Annotated in this window: 14 protein-coding genes; 5 read left to right on the top strand and 9 right to left on the bottom strand. The window is 67.4% G+C overall.

What is annotated here, in order from left to right:
• Positions 1–5 precede the first annotated feature (5 nt).
• Positions 6–3,485 carry an NACHT domain-containing protein gene (locus ACFOWZ_RS26030; protein WP_382376505.1) on the top strand — a complete coding sequence of 1,160 codons (3,480 nt, stop codon included), beginning with the start codon at positions 6–8 and terminating at the stop codon, positions 3,483–3,485.
• Here ACFOWZ_RS26030 and ACFOWZ_RS26025 read toward each other — a convergent pair.
• A complete protein-coding gene (locus ACFOWZ_RS26025) occupies positions 3,482–3,844 on the bottom strand; it encodes a winged helix-turn-helix transcriptional regulator (protein ID WP_382376504.1) in 363 nt (120 codons plus the stop codon). The genes ACFOWZ_RS26030 and ACFOWZ_RS26025 overlap by 4 nt on opposite strands.
• A 96-nt stretch (positions 3,845–3,940) precedes the next feature.
• Here ACFOWZ_RS26025 and ACFOWZ_RS26020 point away from each other — a divergent pair, with 96 nt between their 5' ends.
• The gene (locus ACFOWZ_RS26020; RefSeq protein WP_382376503.1) at positions 3,941–4,315 is read left to right on the top strand and encodes a RidA family protein; all 375 of its coding nucleotides are present in this window, start codon (positions 3,941–3,943) and stop codon (positions 4,313–4,315) included.
• 12 nt (positions 4,316–4,327) lie between these two features.
• On the opposite strand, the gene ACFOWZ_RS26015 is transcribed toward ACFOWZ_RS26020, so the two are convergent.
• Genes ACFOWZ_RS26015 through ACFOWZ_RS26005 form a run of 3 tightly spaced genes read right to left on the bottom strand, consistent with a single transcriptional unit; the run spans position 4,328 to position 5,938 of the window.
• The gene (locus ACFOWZ_RS26015; protein WP_382376502.1) at positions 4,328–4,762 is read right to left on the bottom strand and encodes a hypothetical protein; all 435 of its coding nucleotides are present in this window, start codon (positions 4,760–4,762) and stop codon (positions 4,328–4,330) included.
• Positions 4,759–5,121: a hypothetical protein gene (locus ACFOWZ_RS26010; RefSeq protein ID WP_382376501.1), complete on the bottom strand. Its 363-nt coding sequence runs from the start codon at positions 5,119–5,121 to the stop codon at positions 4,759–4,761. Before ACFOWZ_RS26010 ends, ACFOWZ_RS26015 begins: the two co-directional genes overlap by 4 nt.
• Positions 5,122–5,161: 40 nt before the next feature.
• On the bottom strand, positions 5,162–5,938 hold the full coding sequence (locus ACFOWZ_RS26005; protein WP_382376500.1) for a Tat pathway signal sequence domain protein: 777 nt from the start codon (positions 5,936–5,938) through the stop codon (positions 5,162–5,164).
• An 88-nt stretch (positions 5,939–6,026) separates the two neighbouring features.
• Here ACFOWZ_RS26005 and ACFOWZ_RS26000 point away from each other — a divergent pair, with 88 nt between their 5' ends.
• Together ACFOWZ_RS26000 and ACFOWZ_RS25995 are read left to right on the top strand one after the other, a co-directional pair.
• Positions 6,027–6,671, top strand: coding sequence for a class I SAM-dependent DNA methyltransferase (locus tag ACFOWZ_RS26000; RefSeq protein ID WP_382376499.1), 645 nt, complete (start codon positions 6,027–6,029; stop codon positions 6,669–6,671).
• A gap of 41 nt (positions 6,672–6,712) precedes the next feature.
• Positions 6,713–7,744, top strand: coding sequence for an FAD-dependent oxidoreductase (locus tag ACFOWZ_RS25995; protein WP_382376498.1), 1,032 nt, complete (start codon positions 6,713–6,715; stop codon positions 7,742–7,744).
• Here ACFOWZ_RS25995 and ACFOWZ_RS25990 read toward each other — a convergent pair.
• Genes ACFOWZ_RS25990 through ACFOWZ_RS25970 form a run of 5 tightly spaced genes read right to left on the bottom strand, consistent with a single transcriptional unit; the run spans position 7,741 to position 14,842 of the window.
• Entirely contained in the window at positions 7,741–10,452 is a 2,712-nt protein-coding gene (locus tag ACFOWZ_RS25990) for an AbfB domain-containing protein (protein WP_382376497.1), read from the bottom strand. The genes ACFOWZ_RS25995 and ACFOWZ_RS25990 overlap by 4 nt on opposite strands.
• Before the next feature lie 12 nt (positions 10,453–10,464).
• Positions 10,465–11,415 (bottom strand): ABC transporter permease, encoded by a 951-nt coding sequence (locus ACFOWZ_RS25985; RefSeq protein WP_382376496.1) that lies wholly within the window; start codon positions 11,413–11,415, stop codon positions 10,465–10,467.
• Positions 11,412–12,344, bottom strand: coding sequence for an ABC transporter permease (locus tag ACFOWZ_RS25980; RefSeq protein WP_382376495.1), 933 nt, complete (start codon positions 12,342–12,344; stop codon positions 11,412–11,414). Before ACFOWZ_RS25980 ends, ACFOWZ_RS25985 begins: the two co-directional genes overlap by 4 nt.
• Positions 12,325–13,815, bottom strand: a complete 1,491-nt coding sequence (locus ACFOWZ_RS25975; protein WP_382376494.1) for a sugar ABC transporter ATP-binding protein — start codon at positions 13,813–13,815, stop codon at positions 12,325–12,327. The genes ACFOWZ_RS25980 and ACFOWZ_RS25975 overlap by 20 nt, the downstream gene beginning before the upstream one ends.
• Positions 13,805–14,842 carry an ABC transporter substrate-binding protein gene (locus tag ACFOWZ_RS25970; protein ID WP_382376493.1) on the bottom strand — a complete coding sequence of 346 codons (1,038 nt, stop codon included), beginning with the start codon at positions 14,840–14,842 and terminating at the stop codon, positions 13,805–13,807. The genes ACFOWZ_RS25975 and ACFOWZ_RS25970 overlap by 11 nt, the downstream gene beginning before the upstream one ends.
• 123 nt (positions 14,843–14,965) lie before the next feature.
• Here ACFOWZ_RS25970 and ACFOWZ_RS25965 point away from each other — a divergent pair, with 123 nt between their 5' ends.
• Positions 14,966–15,949, top strand: coding sequence for a LacI family DNA-binding transcriptional regulator (locus ACFOWZ_RS25965; protein ID WP_382376492.1), 984 nt, complete (start codon positions 14,966–14,968; stop codon positions 15,947–15,949).
• Positions 15,950–15,957: the final 8 nt, after the last annotated feature.

The following is a 15,957-nucleotide window of genomic DNA, read 5'->3' as shown; positions in this document are numbered from 1 at the left end:
AACGGATGTCGCGCCCGGCCCTGTTCTCGTACGAAGGCGCACTCCGGGTGCTCGGCAAGTACGACAGACCGTGGCTGGACAAGGCCGACACCTTCCTGGGCGTCGGCATCCTCGTTGGTGGCGCGATCGAGCCGGACGTGCTCAGCCTGGTCGACCCCAAGAACGAGGCCACCGCCTGTCTCCGCAAGATCCTCAACGGCATCACCGACAAACTCACCGGTTTGTCGGGAACCCATCGGCACGAGCTGATCGCAGCTGCGCACACGATCATCGTTGTGACATCGGTGTTCGAGGCTTTCCAGGAGGCAATCGGAGAGGATTTCGAGAAGCTCGAGATCACAGACAGCGAGAAGTTCCGCATCCTGTACACGGAACCGCCGGAGAACCGCAAAGAAGCCTCCGCCCTGCCGGCTCTCACGTCGCTCGCCGTACCGCTGCCGAGCGCCACCCGCGGCTTCCACGAGAACTTCCAGGGACCACTGCTGCAGTTCCTGGCCAAGGCCATCATCGACGTGCAGAGGTTCCTCACCAAGTTGATCGGCCAGCCGACGCGCGTCAAGACCGCGGACTTCTCGGGGCTGGTGTGCCAGAAAGCCGTCAACATCTACTACCACCACTACCTCGGGATCGCCTCTGCGATTCCTGAGCTCCAGATCTGGGCGTTGCTCGGGGAACACGCTGCGACGCGCGCAAAGATCGAGGAGAACAACACCGAACTCGCACGAGACCTGGCCGCCGTCCGCACGGAGTCACTCGAGCTGTTCGCCCGGCTGATGGCTCAGATCTCAGCCGGACAGGCCGCGCCGGGTCAGCGGTATCGCAAGAAGCTGCGCAATGTCGCCGAGGCGGTGCTCAAGAGGCCGATCATCGGATCCAACATCGATCCGTCCTCGGTCGAGGCCGTGTTCCCGACGGTCGAGGAGGGCTTCATCGCCCCCGGCTATCGACTCGCTGTCTACGCCGACGAAACGGTCGCGTCGTCCAGGGAGTGGTGGACGGAGAAAACACATGTCCGTGATGACTTGGACATGTTCCTGGCAGCACACCTGACAGGGGTCGAGGGTATCGAGCGTCCCCTGCTGGTGCTCGGCAACCCCGGCGCTGGAAAGTCGCTGTTGATGGACGTCCTCTCCGCCCGGTTGCCGGCCAGCCAGTTCACCGTGGTCACCGTTCAACTCCGCAAAGTCCGCGCCGAGGACCGCCTGCAGGACCAGATCGAAACGGCGCTGCAACCCGTGCTGGGCAAGGGCGTCGACTGGCACGAACTCGCCGACAGCTGCGAAGACAGCCTGCCGGTGATCCTGCTGGACGGGTTCGACGAGCTGATCCAGGCGAGCGGGGTGCACCAGTCGAACTACCTCCAGCAGGTGCAGGAGTTCCAGCAGCACCAAGCAGACCTGGGCAGGCCGGTCGCCGTGCTGGTCACGTCCCGGATGCTCGTCGCTGACCGGGCGCGCATCCCGCACGGCGTGCCGATCGTGAAGCTGGAGGAGTTCGATGACGACCGGATCGGGCGCTGGCTGGACACGTGGAACACGGCGAACCACGCCACTCCCGACTTCCGCCCGATCACCGTGGAGTCGCTCGACCAGCACCTCGAACTGGCGCGGCAACCGTTGCTCCTCCTCATGCTCGCCATCTACGCGGCCGACCCGAGTCAGGCGCCGCTGGACGATCCGAGCCTGTCGAACGCCGAGCTGTACCGGCGCCTGATCAACCTGTTCGTCGTGCGCCAGGTGAGCCAGAAGGGCGCCGAACCCCTGGCACCGGACATCATCAAGAGACTCACGGTCCAGAACTCGTGGCGGTTGGGAATTGCCGCGTTCGCAATGTTCAACCGCGGCCACCAGTACGTGACCGCGCCGCAGCTCAACCAGGATCTCGCGGTCTTCGCACCGAACCGCGTGACCAGGACGAGCACCACCTTCGACACTCCGATCGACGACGCCGACCGCACGGTCGAGAACTTCTTCTTCATCCACTCGCCGAAGATCAACGATGGCACCCTGCGCACCTACGAGTTCCTGCACGCGACCTTTGGCGAATATCTGATCGCTGAAGTCACGATGAAGCTGCTCGTCCAGATGGCCGCCACGCGAGCCGTCCAGACAGCCAACCCGTTCGGCGAGGTCGTGACGCCGGACGACTCGGGGCTGTTCGCACTCACGTCGCACCAGGCCTTCGTCAAACGCGGGCCGATCATCGAGTTCGCACAGGGCTTGTTCAACGCACTAAACGCCGACGAGCAGGAACGCGTGCTGGCAACGCTCGACGACCTCATCCAGTCCTTCCACGACCGGGCGCTGCTCGACCCTCACCCGACTTACCGACCCGCGAACGGCACGGTCGTGAGCCGCATCGCCAACTATTCAGCCAATCTCGTCACCTTGCGGGTACTCCTGAACCCCGGGTTGAAGACACCACTCGAAGGTCCGCTCTCTCAAGGCGACACCACGCCACTCAGGGCCTGGCGTTCCATGGTCAACCTGTGGAAGTCGGGCTTGGACCCCGAGGGCTGGAACGAACTCCTCGACGCCATCACGCTCACACCAGACACGTTGCACGTCATCCCCGAGAAGGATGGCCACATCACATCGGTCTTGGAGGCGCGACTGCTCGGCGACCCCGTCGCCGAAGGGATGTTGCGAGCCGGCCGGGCGTTCGTCGACGCCGGCATCACGGCGGATCCCCACGAACAGACGCTCGTCGAAGACCTGTGCCATTGGCTCGCCAGCGCTTCTGGATCCGGCGGCACAGGACATGCATTCCCCCACGACGTCGATGTCATCGGCTTCGTTCTCGACGAACTGAGCCCCAACGTCTCGATGAGTCGCCGTACGGGTCGGGTCCTGGCGGCAGCGCTCGCAAGAGAAGCGACGAGGCTCCCCCGCCGCGTCGTGGAGCGCGGGCTCGAGCTCCTCGCCCCGCGCACACCGGACGACTGTCAAAGCTTTGGAGCACACCCATCTGACTTGATCTCCATGGTGTGCGCCCACCCCGACCTGATCGGTCGCGGCGCGTTCCCCGCTGAACTGCTGCCGCACATCTTCAAGGCGACCGGCGAAGGGGCGCTGCCGTCGCTCGTGCTCGTGTGGGCCACGTTGAACTCGGACGACAGCCGAATCGATGACGCGTTCCGTGACTTCGCCGACCTCGTGGAAAGGGCCTCGACACCTCACCTGGACGAGTTCCGCTCCGGATACCTCCCCGTCGATGCCTTCGAATACCTGGCTGAAGCACGGACAACCGAACCGACGATCAACGACAACCTTCTCGCCGGTCTCCACGCGGTGGTGAGGGGCGCGGCCGATCAGATCAGCCTGGGGGTCGTCGTGAAGCTGGTCAAACGGTTCCAGCCGAGCACGAGCGAGGACGACTGTTCCTCCTTCGTCTCCACGTATCTGAGCGGCCGAACCGTCGACGACACCGCCGAGGATGAGGAAGCATTGGACTTCCTGCGGCAGTTGACCGGAGACGAGGACTAGCCGGTGAAGCGGCTGCGCGCCTCCTCGATCTCCCCCAAATACCGCTGCGTCCAGTCACACATCGCATCCACCGTCGCCCGCAACGCCTGCCCGGGCTCGGTCAACGTGTAGTCGACCCGCGGCGGCACGGTCGGATGCACCACCCGCACGACCAACCCGTTGCGCTCCAAGAGCCGCAGGTTCTGCGTCAGCATCTTGTGGCTGATCCCGTCGACCTCCACCTTCAGCTCCGTGAAGCGCTTGGTCGCGTCACCGATCGTCTCGATGATCAGCAGCGCCCACTTGTTCGCGATGTCCGAGAAGATCTCGCGCGCCAACGAATCCGCCCGCGCCAGATCCCCGCTGAGCTGCTTGCTCACCTTTTGGTTCCCCACTCACGAAAAAGTGCGTTCTTCCAGGTCAGCGTTCACTCTCCTACGGTTTGCCAGTAACCACAAGAGAGCAAAGGACGAACAGTGATCACCTTCATCAACCCCGACGAGCTGCCGAAGATCGACGTCTACCACCAGGTGGCCGTCGCCAGCGGGTCCAAGACCGTCTACGTCGCAGGCCAGGTCGCCTGGGACGCCGCGCCGGACCTCGCCACCCAGACCGCGCAGGCCTACGAGAACGTCCACGTCGCGCTCAAGGCGGCCGGGGCGACGTTCGACGACCTCGTCAAGGTGACCGTGTACGTCGTGGACTGGACGCCCGACAAGATGCCGCAGTTGCTCGAAGGCATCGCCCGCGTGACGCAGGGTCAGGCGCCGCCTGCCACGTTGATCGGTGTGGCCGCGCTCGACGTGCCGGAGCACCTGGTCGAGATCGAGGCGGTCGCCGTGATCGACTGATGCACCAGCGGCTCAGCGGAACTCCGCCAGCCCGTCCACGAGCTCGACGGTGACGGTGGTGCGCCCGTCCGGACTGTGCCGGGCGGGCCCGTACTCGGGCAGCAGGGTCTTGGTCGCACTCAGGCTCGTGTCGTAGGCCCTGACGTGCTGGACGCACTGGCACTCGTGGTTCAGCGGCGACGTGCACGCGAACCCCGAACGCAACCGGCCGACGTCTTCCGAGGCGAGAATCGCCGACCAGACCATGACGTCGTCTTCCTCGCCGAACACCACGAAGTCGTCGTAGCTGAACGCACGGAGCTCGCCGACGTCGCACGCCGCGCAGAACAGCACGCGCGTGTAGTCGTGCATCCGCTCGTACGGCCCGCGCTCCCGGATGCCGACGACGACCTCCTGCTGACCGCGGCAGATCAGGCAGTTGTCGGACGGCTCGTGCCACTTGCTCATCGACGCAGGCCGATCAGCAGCGCGAGCCCGGCGGACAGCGCGATCACCGTCGCCACCACGAGCTGGTTGAGCCAAACGGCCCACACCCAGCCGTCTCCTCGCAGCGCCACGACGACGAGCCACAGCGCCAGCGCGATCGTCACGGGCTGGGCGAACGGCACGTCCAGCGGCGCCATCGCCCGCACCATGCCGAGGAGCATGAGCACGACGGCCAGTCCCATCGACCACCAGTACGGCCGGAAGGCGTGCGTGGACGCGCTGAAGTGCAGGATCGGTGGCGCCGCGATCAGCCACACGCCGGCCAGAAACGCGGTGACACCGGCCCTGCTCTCGACCGTGCGTCCGTGTAGGTCCCCCACGCGAACAATTCTCACCTCTGAACGTTCGCCTGGGAACACCTCATTCGTTCCGGTAGGCCTTCATGTTCCGCAGAAGCAGGTAGGTGTCCTGGAGCTGGGCGGAGTCGCCGAGGGACCGGTAGATGCCCCACTTCGGATGCGCCTGGTCACCGCCGAGCCACGTGTCGAAACCGGACCGGGACGCGTTGACGACGGTGGCACCGCCGTCTCTGAGGGTGAACCGCAGGCTGCCGGAGTCGGCGACCTTGATCTCGATCTCGACGTCGATCCACCTGTTGCGCAACGGCGCCAGCGGTGTGCTGCCGAGCTTCGCCTGTCCGGCACCGAAGAGCCGCATCTCGACCGACTCCGCCGAGCCGGAGCGGAACAGCGACATGGTGACCACGGGCGAGGCGACGCCGGTGTGCTTGACCTGGAAGATGTGTGTGAAGCTGGTGGTCCCCTTCAACGAGCTGGGGATGTACATCTGGTAGGTGTAGCGCCAGGTCTCGCCCTTCTTCATGTCGTGGCGGGTGCCGTTGGTCTGGATCGCGCGGACCTCCTGGCGCTGCCGGTCCGATCCGTCCCGGTCGGACCTGTGCATCACGAACCGGTACTGGTCGCTCTCGGCGAAGATGTGCGTGGCGGACGGGTGCGAGTTCGCGCGGTCGTCCTCGATGCCGACGAACGCCTTCAGCCCGGCCGAACCGGGGTTCGCCGCCCACTTCTGCACGAACGCCAGTGACCCCACGTCTGCAGACGCGATACCGGCCGCGAACGGCGTCGCCGCGATGGCGAGTGCTCCTCGCATTGCCGTGCGGCGGTTGAACAAGTCCATCAGCTCCTCCTCGAACCAAGGCGGCGGTCCGAGGCGGCGGTACGCACCACGATCAGCGACAGACCTCCGATGTGTCAAGGTTCTGACTGTGACCGAACTCGACACCAGGGCCGCCTACGACGCCGTCGCACCCCTCTACGCCGAACTGTTCAGCGACGTGCTCAGGACGTTGCCGCTGGAACGCGCGATGCTCGCCGCGTTCGCGGAGCTCGTGCGAGACCAGGGCCCCGTCGCCGACATCGGGTGCGGGCCGGGCCACGTGACCGCCCACCTCACCGGGCTGGGCTTGAGCGCGTTCGGCATCGACCTCTCCCCCGAGATGATCGCCATCGCTCGCCGCGCGCATCCGGACCTGCGCTTCGAGGTCGGGGCGATGACCGCGCTGGACCTCGCCGACGGGGCTCTCGGCGGCGTTCTCTCGTCGTTCTCCATCATTCACACGCCACCGGACGAGCTGCCGATCGTGTTCGCCGAGTTCGAACGTGTGCTGGCACCGGGCGGTCACCTGATGCTCGGCTTCTTCGCCGGTGACGACCCGCGGCCGGAGGCGTTCGACCACAAGGTCACGCTTGCCTACCGGTGGTCACCCGACAGCCTCGTGAACCTGTTGCGCCAGGCCGGTTTCAGCGAGGTCGGGAGGATGCGGCGCGAGCCCCACGAGGGCGAGCGGCCGTTCCACCAGGTGCATCTGTTGGTGCGCAAGGGTTGTGGAGATGCTGTGCAGATCTCGTGAAGGTGCAGCCGGAGAACCGCGGGCCGGTTCTACCGTCGGGCATGGACACCGTGGACGTGCTCGTCGTCGGCGCCGGTCTGGCCGGTCTCAACACCGCGCGCCTGCTCGCGGAAGCAGGCCTGGACGTGGCCGTGTGCGAGCGCAGGACGAGCCTCGAGACCGGCATCCGCACGACCGGCATCTTCGTCCGGCGCACCCTCGACGACTACGCGCTGCCGCACCTCGGCCCCGCGGTCCGGCGCGTGCTGCTCTACCCGCCGTCGCACCGGGACCCGGTCGAGCTCGTGAGCGCCCGCGACGAGTTCCGCGTCGGCGACATGGCCGGCATCTACGCCCAGGCCGTCGAGGACGCACGACGAGCAGGCGCGCAGGTCACGCTGAACGCGAGCTATCCCGCCAAGTCGACGAAGGCGCGCTTCACCATCGGCGCGGACGGCGCGCGCTCCACGGTCGCGAAGAAGCTCGGCCTCGACGTCAACCGGCAGCTCATCACCGGCATCGAGGAGGTCTACCCGGTCAGGAGCGGCTCGACGCCCACGTTCCACTGCGTCGTTGACCCGCGCCTCGCCCCCGGCTACATCGCGTGGGTGATCGACGACGGCGAACACGCGCACGTGGGCCTGGCAGGCCGCGCCGACAGGTTCCGCGCACCGCTCCCCCAGCTGCTGCAACGGTTCCGCGACAGCTTCCCCACCCCGGAACCGGCCGGCCCGGTCCAGCGCCGCGGTGGACCCATCCCCGTCGGCGGACTGCTGCGCAGAATCGTGTCGCAGCAAGGGTTGCTGGTCGGTGACGCGGCGGGCGCGGTCTCCCCGCTCACCGCGGGCGGGCTCGACCCGTGCCTGCGGATGTCCGAGCTCGCGGCCTCGGTCACGTTCGACTACCTGCGCAGTGGCAACAGGTTCGTGCTGGAGCACTACGACGGCGCGGCGCTGCGACGGCGCTATCGGGTGCGGTCGTTGATGCGGCGCGGGCTGTCGATGGTGCGCGAGCCGGACCTTGCCGAGCTGGCGTTCGCGGGGTTGCGCACGCCGCTCGGCAAGGCCGTGGCCAAGCGGATCCTGTTCACCTAGGCCCAGGGCGAGCTCACGGTCCAGCTCACGTCCTGGTTGTACGAGACAGGGTTGTCGTACGTGTGCGAGCCACCGTTCGAGGCGACCCAGACCTCCTCCGCGTAGTGCCGGATGTTGGTGCCGAGCTCGTTGACCGACTCCAGCCGCACGCCACCCGCGCCCGGCTGGGCGCAGAACGTGGCGTCACGACGGAACAGGTCGGTGTTGTCGTTGGCGTTCAGGCGGACGCGGAAATCCGCGTGCCGCAGGAAGTTGCCCGGGAAGTTGCGCGACTCGAACGAGTAGCAGGTCGGGTCGGCGAGACCGCGTCTGATCACGAAGGTCGCGTCCGCCTTCAGCAGGCCGTCACTCGTGCCGGAAACGACGTCCGTGCGCGCCAGGCCGTCGCGGTGCCGCAGGTAGCGGTCCGTGAAACCCGGTGTGGTCACACGGAACGACCTGGCCTGGTCCAGCGGCAGGTCCGCACCGCTGCGCCACAACGCCACGCCCACCGCCCACGTGGTGTCCGCGGCGAACGAGTTCGGTGTGTCCCAGGGGTTCGGGCCACCGGAGCGAGCCAGGTAGACGGTCTCGTTGTAGTGCCTGATGAACGACCCGCGCTGGTTGAACGACTCCAGCGCCGTGCCGCCAGTGCCCTCACGCGCACAGAACGTCGCGTCGGCGGCGATCGTGCCGTCGTTCACGTCCTTGCGGATGCGCCCGTTGCTGTGCCTGAGGAACTGGCCGGGGAAGTTGCGCGACTCGAACGAAAGACATGCGGCATCAGCGAGTCCCGGACGCACGTGGAACGTCGCGTCCAGCCTGCCCTGATCGGTGCTGACCTCGTCGGTGCGGGCCAGCCCGTTCTGGTGGCGCAGGTAGCGGTTGGTGAAGCCGCTCGTGGTGACGCGCAACGAGACCACGTCGTCCGGGCCGACCGCGGTGCCGCGCGCGATCGCGAGCACCTTCTGGTTGACCTCGCGCACCCGTGCCTCGGTCATCTTCAGCACGCGGCGGTCGTAGGTGTAGAAGCCGTTGATCTCGTTTTCGACGTCGTACGGCTCGGTGTAGATCGACGCGGAGAGCCCGCGTGTGTGCACCATCCGCGCGACCTGCTTGGTGATCTCCTCGTACCGCTTGGTGAGCGACTGCTCGTCCGGGTACAGCGCGCCGTAGGCGAACCCGTTGCCCGGCTCGTACTCGTGCCCGACGACTCGACGCCCCAGACCTCCGAACTCGCCCAGCACCGCGACGCGGTTCGCGTCGGGCTGCCGGGTGGCCGTGGTGATCTGGTAGGCGTGGTCGTCGATCACGTCACCGTTGCCGGGATCGGGATCGGAGACACAGCAGTTGGAACCCGAGTTGTGGTTGACCAGACGGGTGTTGTCGATGCCGCGGACCAGGTCCACGATCCTGGCCGCGTCGTACTCGCCCCAGCCCTCGTTGAACGGCACCCACTGCACGATCGACGTGATGCCCTTGAGCTGGTCGATCATCCGGCGCAGCTCGGACTCGTAGTCGGCGTGCGAGTTCGGCACCTCGTCCACCGCGTCGACGGACGGCATGTCCTGCCACACCATCAGGCCGAGCCGGTCGGCGTGGTAGAACCAGCGCGCGGGTTCGACCTTGATGTGCTTGCGGACCATGTTGAACCCCAGTGCTTTCTGGCGTTCAAGGTCCCAGCGCAGCGCCTCGTCGGTCGGCGCGGTGTAGATGCCGTCCGGCCAGTAGCCCTGGTCGAGCGTGCCGATCTGGAAGACGAACTTCCCGTTGAGCAACGGCCTCATCACGCCGCCCACCATCGCCTTGCCGAGCGAGCGCATGCCGAAGTAGCCGGTCACGACGTCCCCGCTCGCCAGTGTCACGCGCAGGTCGTAGAGGAACGGGTCGTCCGGCGACCACAACCTGGCGTTCGGCACGGGAATCCGCAGAGATCCGCCGGTCGTGCCGGTCTGCCTGCCGACCACCTGGCCGCCGCTGAGCACCTCGGCGGTGACGGACTGCCCGGCGGTGCTCTGCACGACCAGGTCGAGCGCGCTCGCGCCGACGTTCGGGGTCGTGTCCAGGCGCGTGATGTGCTCGGCACGCACCGGTTCCAGCCACACGGTCTGCCAGATTCCGGACGCGGCGGTGTAGAAAATTCCGCCCGGCGTCTTCCGCTGTTTGCCGATCGGGTAACGGCTGCCGTCGACCGGTGAGTGGACACCGACGACGATCTCGTTCACACCGAGCGTCAGCGCCGCCGAGATGTTGAACGAGAACGCGTCGAAGCCGCCGGTGTGCGCGCCCACCTCCCTGCCGTTGATCCACACCCTGGTCTGCCAGGTGACGGCACCGAAGTTGAGCTTGACGTGCCGTCCGTTCCAAGTGGACGGAACGGTGAACGTGCGGCGGTAGAACATGTTGTCCTCGTGCCGTTTGATGCCTGACAGCGCGGACTCGATCGGGTACGGCACGAGAACGCCTTCGGCCAGCGGCCTGCCGATCGGCGGGTCGTTCAGGTTCGGTGCGCCGGTGAACTCCCAGACACCGTTGAGGTTCTGCCACTCGGTGCGCACGAGCTGGGGGCGCGGGTACTCGGGCAGGGCGTTGGAGGGCGACACCTGGGACGTCCAGGGTGTCGTGAGCGGAGGGGATTTCGGCACCCACTCCGCCGCATGTGCTGTCGGTACGACTGTCGTGGTTGCGATCAGGATTCCGACCAACACGCCCAGGACGCGTCTGGTCATGGGTTCCCCCTTTTATCTCCGAAGAACTCGTTGCAGGACAACGACGACGAGCAGGAAGACGCCGCTGACCACCGACTGGTAGTTGCTGTCGAGAGTGCCGATCTGGTTGATCACGTTCTGGATGACCTTGATCAGGCCGACTCCGATCACGGTGCCGAGGACCGTGCCCGTGCCACCGGTCAGCAGGGTGCCGCCGATGACCACGACCGCGATGGCGTCGAGCTCGGTGCCGACGCCGATGACCGTGACGCCCGACTGCAGGTAGGCAGCCGTCAGGGCGCCCGCGAGGCCGGCCAGGGTGCCGCTCGCGGTGTAGACGCCGATCTTGGTCCTGGCGACGGGAACGCCCATCAGGATGGCGGACTGCTCGGCGCCGCCGGTCGCGAACACGTTCTGGCCGAAGCTCGTGCGGTTCAGGACCGCTCCGCCCAGGAGGCAGAGCGCGGCCGCGACGAAGATCGGGTAGCCGAAGCCGAACACGGTGCCGCGGCCGAGCTCGACGAACGCGCTGTCCGGCGGGATCTGGTAGGTGATCGCGCCCTCGTCGGTGATGACGAGGAGGAGCCCGCGCGCGAACAGCAGCGACGCCAGCGTCACGATGAACGGCGCCATGTTCGTGCGGGCGATCAGCAGCCCGTTGACCAGGCCGATTCCCGCGCACACCACCAGCGGCAGTGCGAGCGCCACCAGAAAACCGTGCTGCGAGCCCCAGGCCGCGAGCACACCACCGAGGGCGTAGACCGACCCGACGGACAGGTCGATCCCGCCGGTGATGATCACGAACGTCATGCCGAGCGCGATCACCGCGAGGAACGAGCCCTGCAGGGCGAGGTCACGCAGGTTGTCGAGGCTGCCGAAACGTGGGAAGACCAGCCACGACACGGCGACCACCAGCACCAGCGCGACGGCGGATCCCTGGCGTTGCAGGACCTTCGTTCTCGTTGCCGCTGTCAACGTCATCATCGGCGCTCCCGTGCCACGTACACGGCGGCGACGATGATCGCGGCCTGGATCATCTGGGCGATCGAGTCCGGCAGGTCGTGCTTGATCAGCGTGGCCCTGACCAGCTGCATCAGCACCACTCCCATCACCGTGCCGAGAACGCGCACCTTGCCGCCGGTGAGTGGAGTTCCGCCCACGACGACGGCGGTGATCGCGGACAGCTCCATCAGCAGGCCCATGTCCGCGGGATCGCTGGCGCCGAGCCGGGACGTGGCGAGGACGCCGGACACCGCCGCCAGCACGCCGCAGATCGTGTAGACCCCGATCAGCACCCGGTTGACCGGCAACCCGGCCAACGCGGCCGCCCTGCGGTTGCCGCCGACCGCGACGAGCTGCCGGCCGAACGTCGTGCGGTTCGTGAGAGCCGCGACCGCCACCGCCAGCACGACCGCGGTCAGCACGCTGATCGGGACGCCCAGGACGTCCTCGGTACCCAGCGCGAGGAATGCCGGGTCGTGCAACTGGACCAACTGGCCGTTCGCGATGACCAGTGCGAGGCCGCGGCCACCCACGAGCAGCGCGAGGGTGGCGACGATCGGCTGGATGCCCACCTTCGCGACGAGAAAACCGTTGAAGACCCCCGCGACCAGGCCCGCGACGAGCGCCATCAGGACGGCGGGGACCGGGCCGGCGCCGAGGTAGAGCGGGATGATCGCGGCGGCCAGCGCCATGACCGCGCCGACGCTCAGGTCGACGCCTTCGGTGCCGATCACCAGCGCCATGCCGAGCGCCACGATCAGCACCGGTGCCGCCTGGACGAGCTGGGTGCGGAAGTTGCCCAGCGTCAGGAAGTTGGCCGTGAACACGGCGTTGAACAGCAGGAGCGCCACCACGGCGACGTAGACACCGTTGTCCTGCAGCCAGCGCGTTCTAGTGGCTGTCAGCGTCATCCATCACCTCCGCCGCGATCGCCGCGAGCACGTGCTCGCGGGTGAGCCGGGCTCCCTCCAGCTCACCCGCGACCTCCCCGTCCCGCAGGACCACGAGCCGGTCCGCACCGTCGAGCAGCTCGTCCAGCTCGGAGCTGATCAGCAGCACCGCCAGGCCTTCCCGCGCGAGCTCGTCGATCAACGCCTGCACCTCCGCCTTGGCACCGACGTCGATGCCGCGGGTCGGTTCGTCGAGCAGGAGGATCTTGGGCTCGGTGCACAACCACCTGGCCAGCAGCACCTTCTGCTGGTTGCCGCCGGACAGCTCGGACACCTTCTGCTCCGGGCTGGACACCTTGATGCGCAAGCGTTTGACGAACGTGTCGACGATCCGGTCCTGCTTCGCCCGGCTCGTCACGCCGAACCGGCTCAGCCTCGGCAGCGCGGCCAGCACGATGTTCTCGCGCACGGACAGGTTCGGGATGATCCCCTCCGTCTTGCGGTCCTCCGCGAGCATGCTGATGCCCGCTCTGGTGGCTGCTTTCACGTTGTGCGGCACGGGTTTGCCCGCGACGAGCACGGTGCCGTGGTCGAGCGGGAGCGCCCCGATGATCGCTTTCGCGGTCTCGGTGCGGCCGGAGCCGAGCAGTCCGGCGAGGCCCACGACCTCGCCGGGCCGGATCGCGACGCTGACGCCGTTGATGCGTGGTGTGCTGGTCAGATCGCGTGCTTCGAGCACCGGTTCGGTGTCGGCGTGGTGGTCCTCGCCGAACGCCGTGGTGCCGTGCGTGCGGATCTCGGTGACCGAGCGGCCCAGCATCAGCGAGACCAGCTCGATGCGCGGAAGTTCTGCCAGGGAGCCGGTGTGCACGCTCTTCCCGTCCCGCAGCACGGTGACGCGGTCGCAGATCCGGTACAGCTCGTCCATGCGGTGGCTGACGTAGATGATCGCGATCCCCGCCTCGTGCAGCTTCGCGACGACGCCGAGCAACGTCTCGACCTCGCGCGGTTCCAGTGACGACGTCGGTTCGTCCATGATCACGACGTCCGCCTCGGCCTGGACCGCCCTGGCCAGCGCCACCATCTGCTGCTCGCCGACCGCGAGTGTCCCGAGTGGACTGCGCACGTCCGCCGTGATGCCGTAGCCGCCGAGCAGTGCGGCGGCGTCGGCGTCGCGGCGGGCGCGGTCGATCAGGCCGAGCCGGGTGCGCGGCTCGCGGCCGAGGAACAGGTTGGCGGCCACGCTCATCAGCGGGACGAGGTTGACCTCCTGGTAGATCGTGGAGATCCGGCCGTGGCGCTCGACGCGTCCGGCGTCCGGGGTGTGGATGCCGGTCAGCACCTTGATCAGCGTCGACTTGCCGGCGCCGTTCTCCCCCACCAGCGCGTGAATCTCGCCCTTCTCGAGGGTGAAGTCCACGTCGTCGAGCGCCCGCACGCCGGCGAAGGTCTTCGTGACGCCGGCGACCTCGATCACCGGATCAGTAGGCATTGTCGAGCTTCTGGGCGGCGTTGGAGGTGTCGTACTCGTCGTCGGAGATCACGATGTTCTGCGGGATCTCGTCGCCCTTGCCGAACTTCTCCAGTGTGTCGAACGCGAGCGGCCCGAAGCGCGGGTTGGACTCGATCACCGCGGTGTAGCTGCCGTCCGCGATCAGCTGCACGGCGTTGCGCGTACCGTCGACGGACACGATCTTGATGTCCTTGCCCGGAGTCTTGCCCGCGGCCTTGAGGGCGGTCACGGCGCCGACGCCCATCTCGTCGTTCTCCGCGTAGACGGCGGTGATGTCGGGGTTGCTCTGGATCAGCTGCTCCATCACGGCCTGCCCCTTGGACCTGTCGAACTCGCCCGTCTGCTCGGCCACCACCTGCAGTCCGGTGCCGGCGATCCCGTCCTTGAAGCCCTTGGTCCGGTCGACCGTCACGTTGTTGCCCGAGGCGCCGAGCAGGATCGCGACCTTGCCGCTGCCGCCGGTCGCCTTGACCATCTGTTTCGCGGCGCGTTTGCCCTGTTCCACGAAGTCGGAGCCGATGAACGTGAGGTAGTCCGTGCAGGGCTGCGAGGTCACCTTGCGGTCGATCGTCACGACCGGCACCTGCTTGGCCTTCGCGGCGTCGAACGCGGGCTGGAGGCCGTCGGAGTTGAGCGGTGCCACGATCAGCAGCTTCGCGCCGCGGTCCAGCAACGACTTGATGTCGCTGATCTGCTTGTTGAGGTCGCTCTGCGCGTTCGTGACCAGCAGGTTCACCCCGCGCGTCGCCGCCTCGTCCCTGACCGACTGCGTCTCGGCGGTGCGGAACGGGTTCGCTTCCTTCTCCGACTGGGAGAACCCGACCGTCGCGCCCTTGAGGTCGACCTGCGGGTAGCCGGTCCTGGCGCGCGCACAGCCGGGACCGGAGGCCTGTTGCTGCGCGGCGCTGGCGGCGGGCCCGCCACTGGCCGCGGTCTCCTGACCTTCTCTGGCGGTGCACCCTGTCACGAGGAGGGCGGTGACGGCGATGAGCAGCATGCGAGACATCGTTGGCTCCTACACGGACTGTCGTGGTCGCGCTCTCACCGGTTAGATTTCCATCGTTGTTCCAACGATGTAAAGACGAAACACTTCCCGGTACTTTTCCCGGTACCACTCTGGAGGCTGGCGTTGGCCACGCTCAAGGACGTCGCCCGGTTGGCGGGCGTCTCAGTGAAGACCGTGTCGAACGTGGTCAACGGCTACTCGTTCGTGAAACCGGACAACCGCCGCCGCGTCGAGGAGGCCCTGGAGGCCACGGGCTACCGCCCGAACCTCGGCGCCCGCAACCTGCGCCGCGGCCGCACCGGCTCCATCGCCCTGGTCCTGCCGGAGCTCTCGATCCCCTACTTCGCGGAGCTCGCGGGCCTGGTCATCGCCGCGGCCCAGGAACACGAGTGGAACGTGCTGATCGAGCAGACCTTCGGCACCCTCTCCGGCGAACGATCAGCGCTGGCCTCCCTGGGCCCGCACCTGGTCGACGCCGCGATCCTGAGCCCGGAAGCCCTGCACGTGGACGACTTCCAGCTCTCCGTCCCGTCCGTCCTGCTGGGCGAGCACGCGGTGGACGTCCCGATCTCCCGCGTGGGCATCGACAACGTGGCCGCGGCGCGGGTTGCGGTCCGCCACCTGATCTCGTTGGGCCGCAAGCGAATCGCCGCGATCGGCGCCCACCCGCAGCGCGGCACCGCGGCCCTGCGACTGGAGGGCTACCGTTCGGCTCTGGAAGAGGCCGGTCTGCCGTTCCTGGACGAACTGGTGGTGACGGCGTTGAACTACCACCGAGCCGACGGTGCCGCCGCCATGAAGTCGTTGCTGGACCTGCGAAACCCACCGGACGCCGTGTTCTGCTTCAACGACCTCCTGGCCATCGGCGCGATGCGGGCGGCCACCGAACGTTTCGTGCGAGTGCCCGCCGACTTGGCTGTCGTGGGCTTCGACAACAACGAGGAGAGCGTCTACAGCTCGCCGTCCCTCACGTCCGTCGCCCCCGACAAGGGCGCCATCGCCCGGGCCGCCGTCGACCTGCTGCACCGCCAGACGTCGTCCCCGGCACTGGAGCACGTGGAGACGCCGTTCTCGTTGCTGGTGCGGGAAAGCACAGTGGCCCGATGAAGTTCACC

Source organism: Lentzea rhizosphaerae (assembly GCF_042649515.1).
In the GTDB taxonomy this organism is placed as follows: Bacteria; Actinomycetota; Actinomycetes; order Mycobacteriales; family Pseudonocardiaceae; genus Lentzea; species Lentzea aerocolonigenes.
The sequence above is the reverse complement of the archived record's forward strand: the minus strand, read 5'-3'. Positions and strand labels throughout refer to the sequence as shown.

Coding starts and splice junctions, on each gene's coding strand:
- ACFOWZ_RS26030 (WP_382376505.1), top strand. CDS start 6: ATGTCGCGCCCGGCCCTGTTCTCGTACGAAGGCGCACTCCGGGTGCTC.
- ACFOWZ_RS26005 (WP_382376500.1), bottom strand. CDS start 5,938: ATGGACTTGTTCAACCGCCGCACGGCAATGCGAGGAGCACTCGCCATC.
- ACFOWZ_RS25975 (WP_382376494.1), bottom strand. CDS start 13,815: ATGCCTACTGATCCGGTGATCGAGGTCGCCGGCGTCACGAAGACCTTC.
- ACFOWZ_RS25970 (WP_382376493.1), bottom strand. CDS start 14,842: ATGTCTCGCATGCTGCTCATCGCCGTCACCGCCCTCCTCGTGACAGGG.
- ACFOWZ_RS25990 (WP_382376497.1), bottom strand. CDS start 10,452: ATGACCAGACGCGTCCTGGGCGTGTTGGTCGGAATCCTGATCGCAACC.
- ACFOWZ_RS25985 (WP_382376496.1), bottom strand. CDS start 11,415: ATGATGACGTTGACAGCGGCAACGAGAACGAAGGTCCTGCAACGCCAG.
- ACFOWZ_RS25980 (WP_382376495.1), bottom strand. CDS start 12,344: ATGACGCTGACAGCCACTAGAACGCGCTGGCTGCAGGACAACGGTGTC.
- ACFOWZ_RS25995 (WP_382376498.1), top strand. CDS start 6,713: ATGGACACCGTGGACGTGCTCGTCGTCGGCGCCGGTCTGGCCGGTCTC.
- ACFOWZ_RS26015 (WP_382376502.1), bottom strand. CDS start 4,762: ATGAGCAAGTGGCACGAGCCGTCCGACAACTGCCTGATCTGCCGCGGT.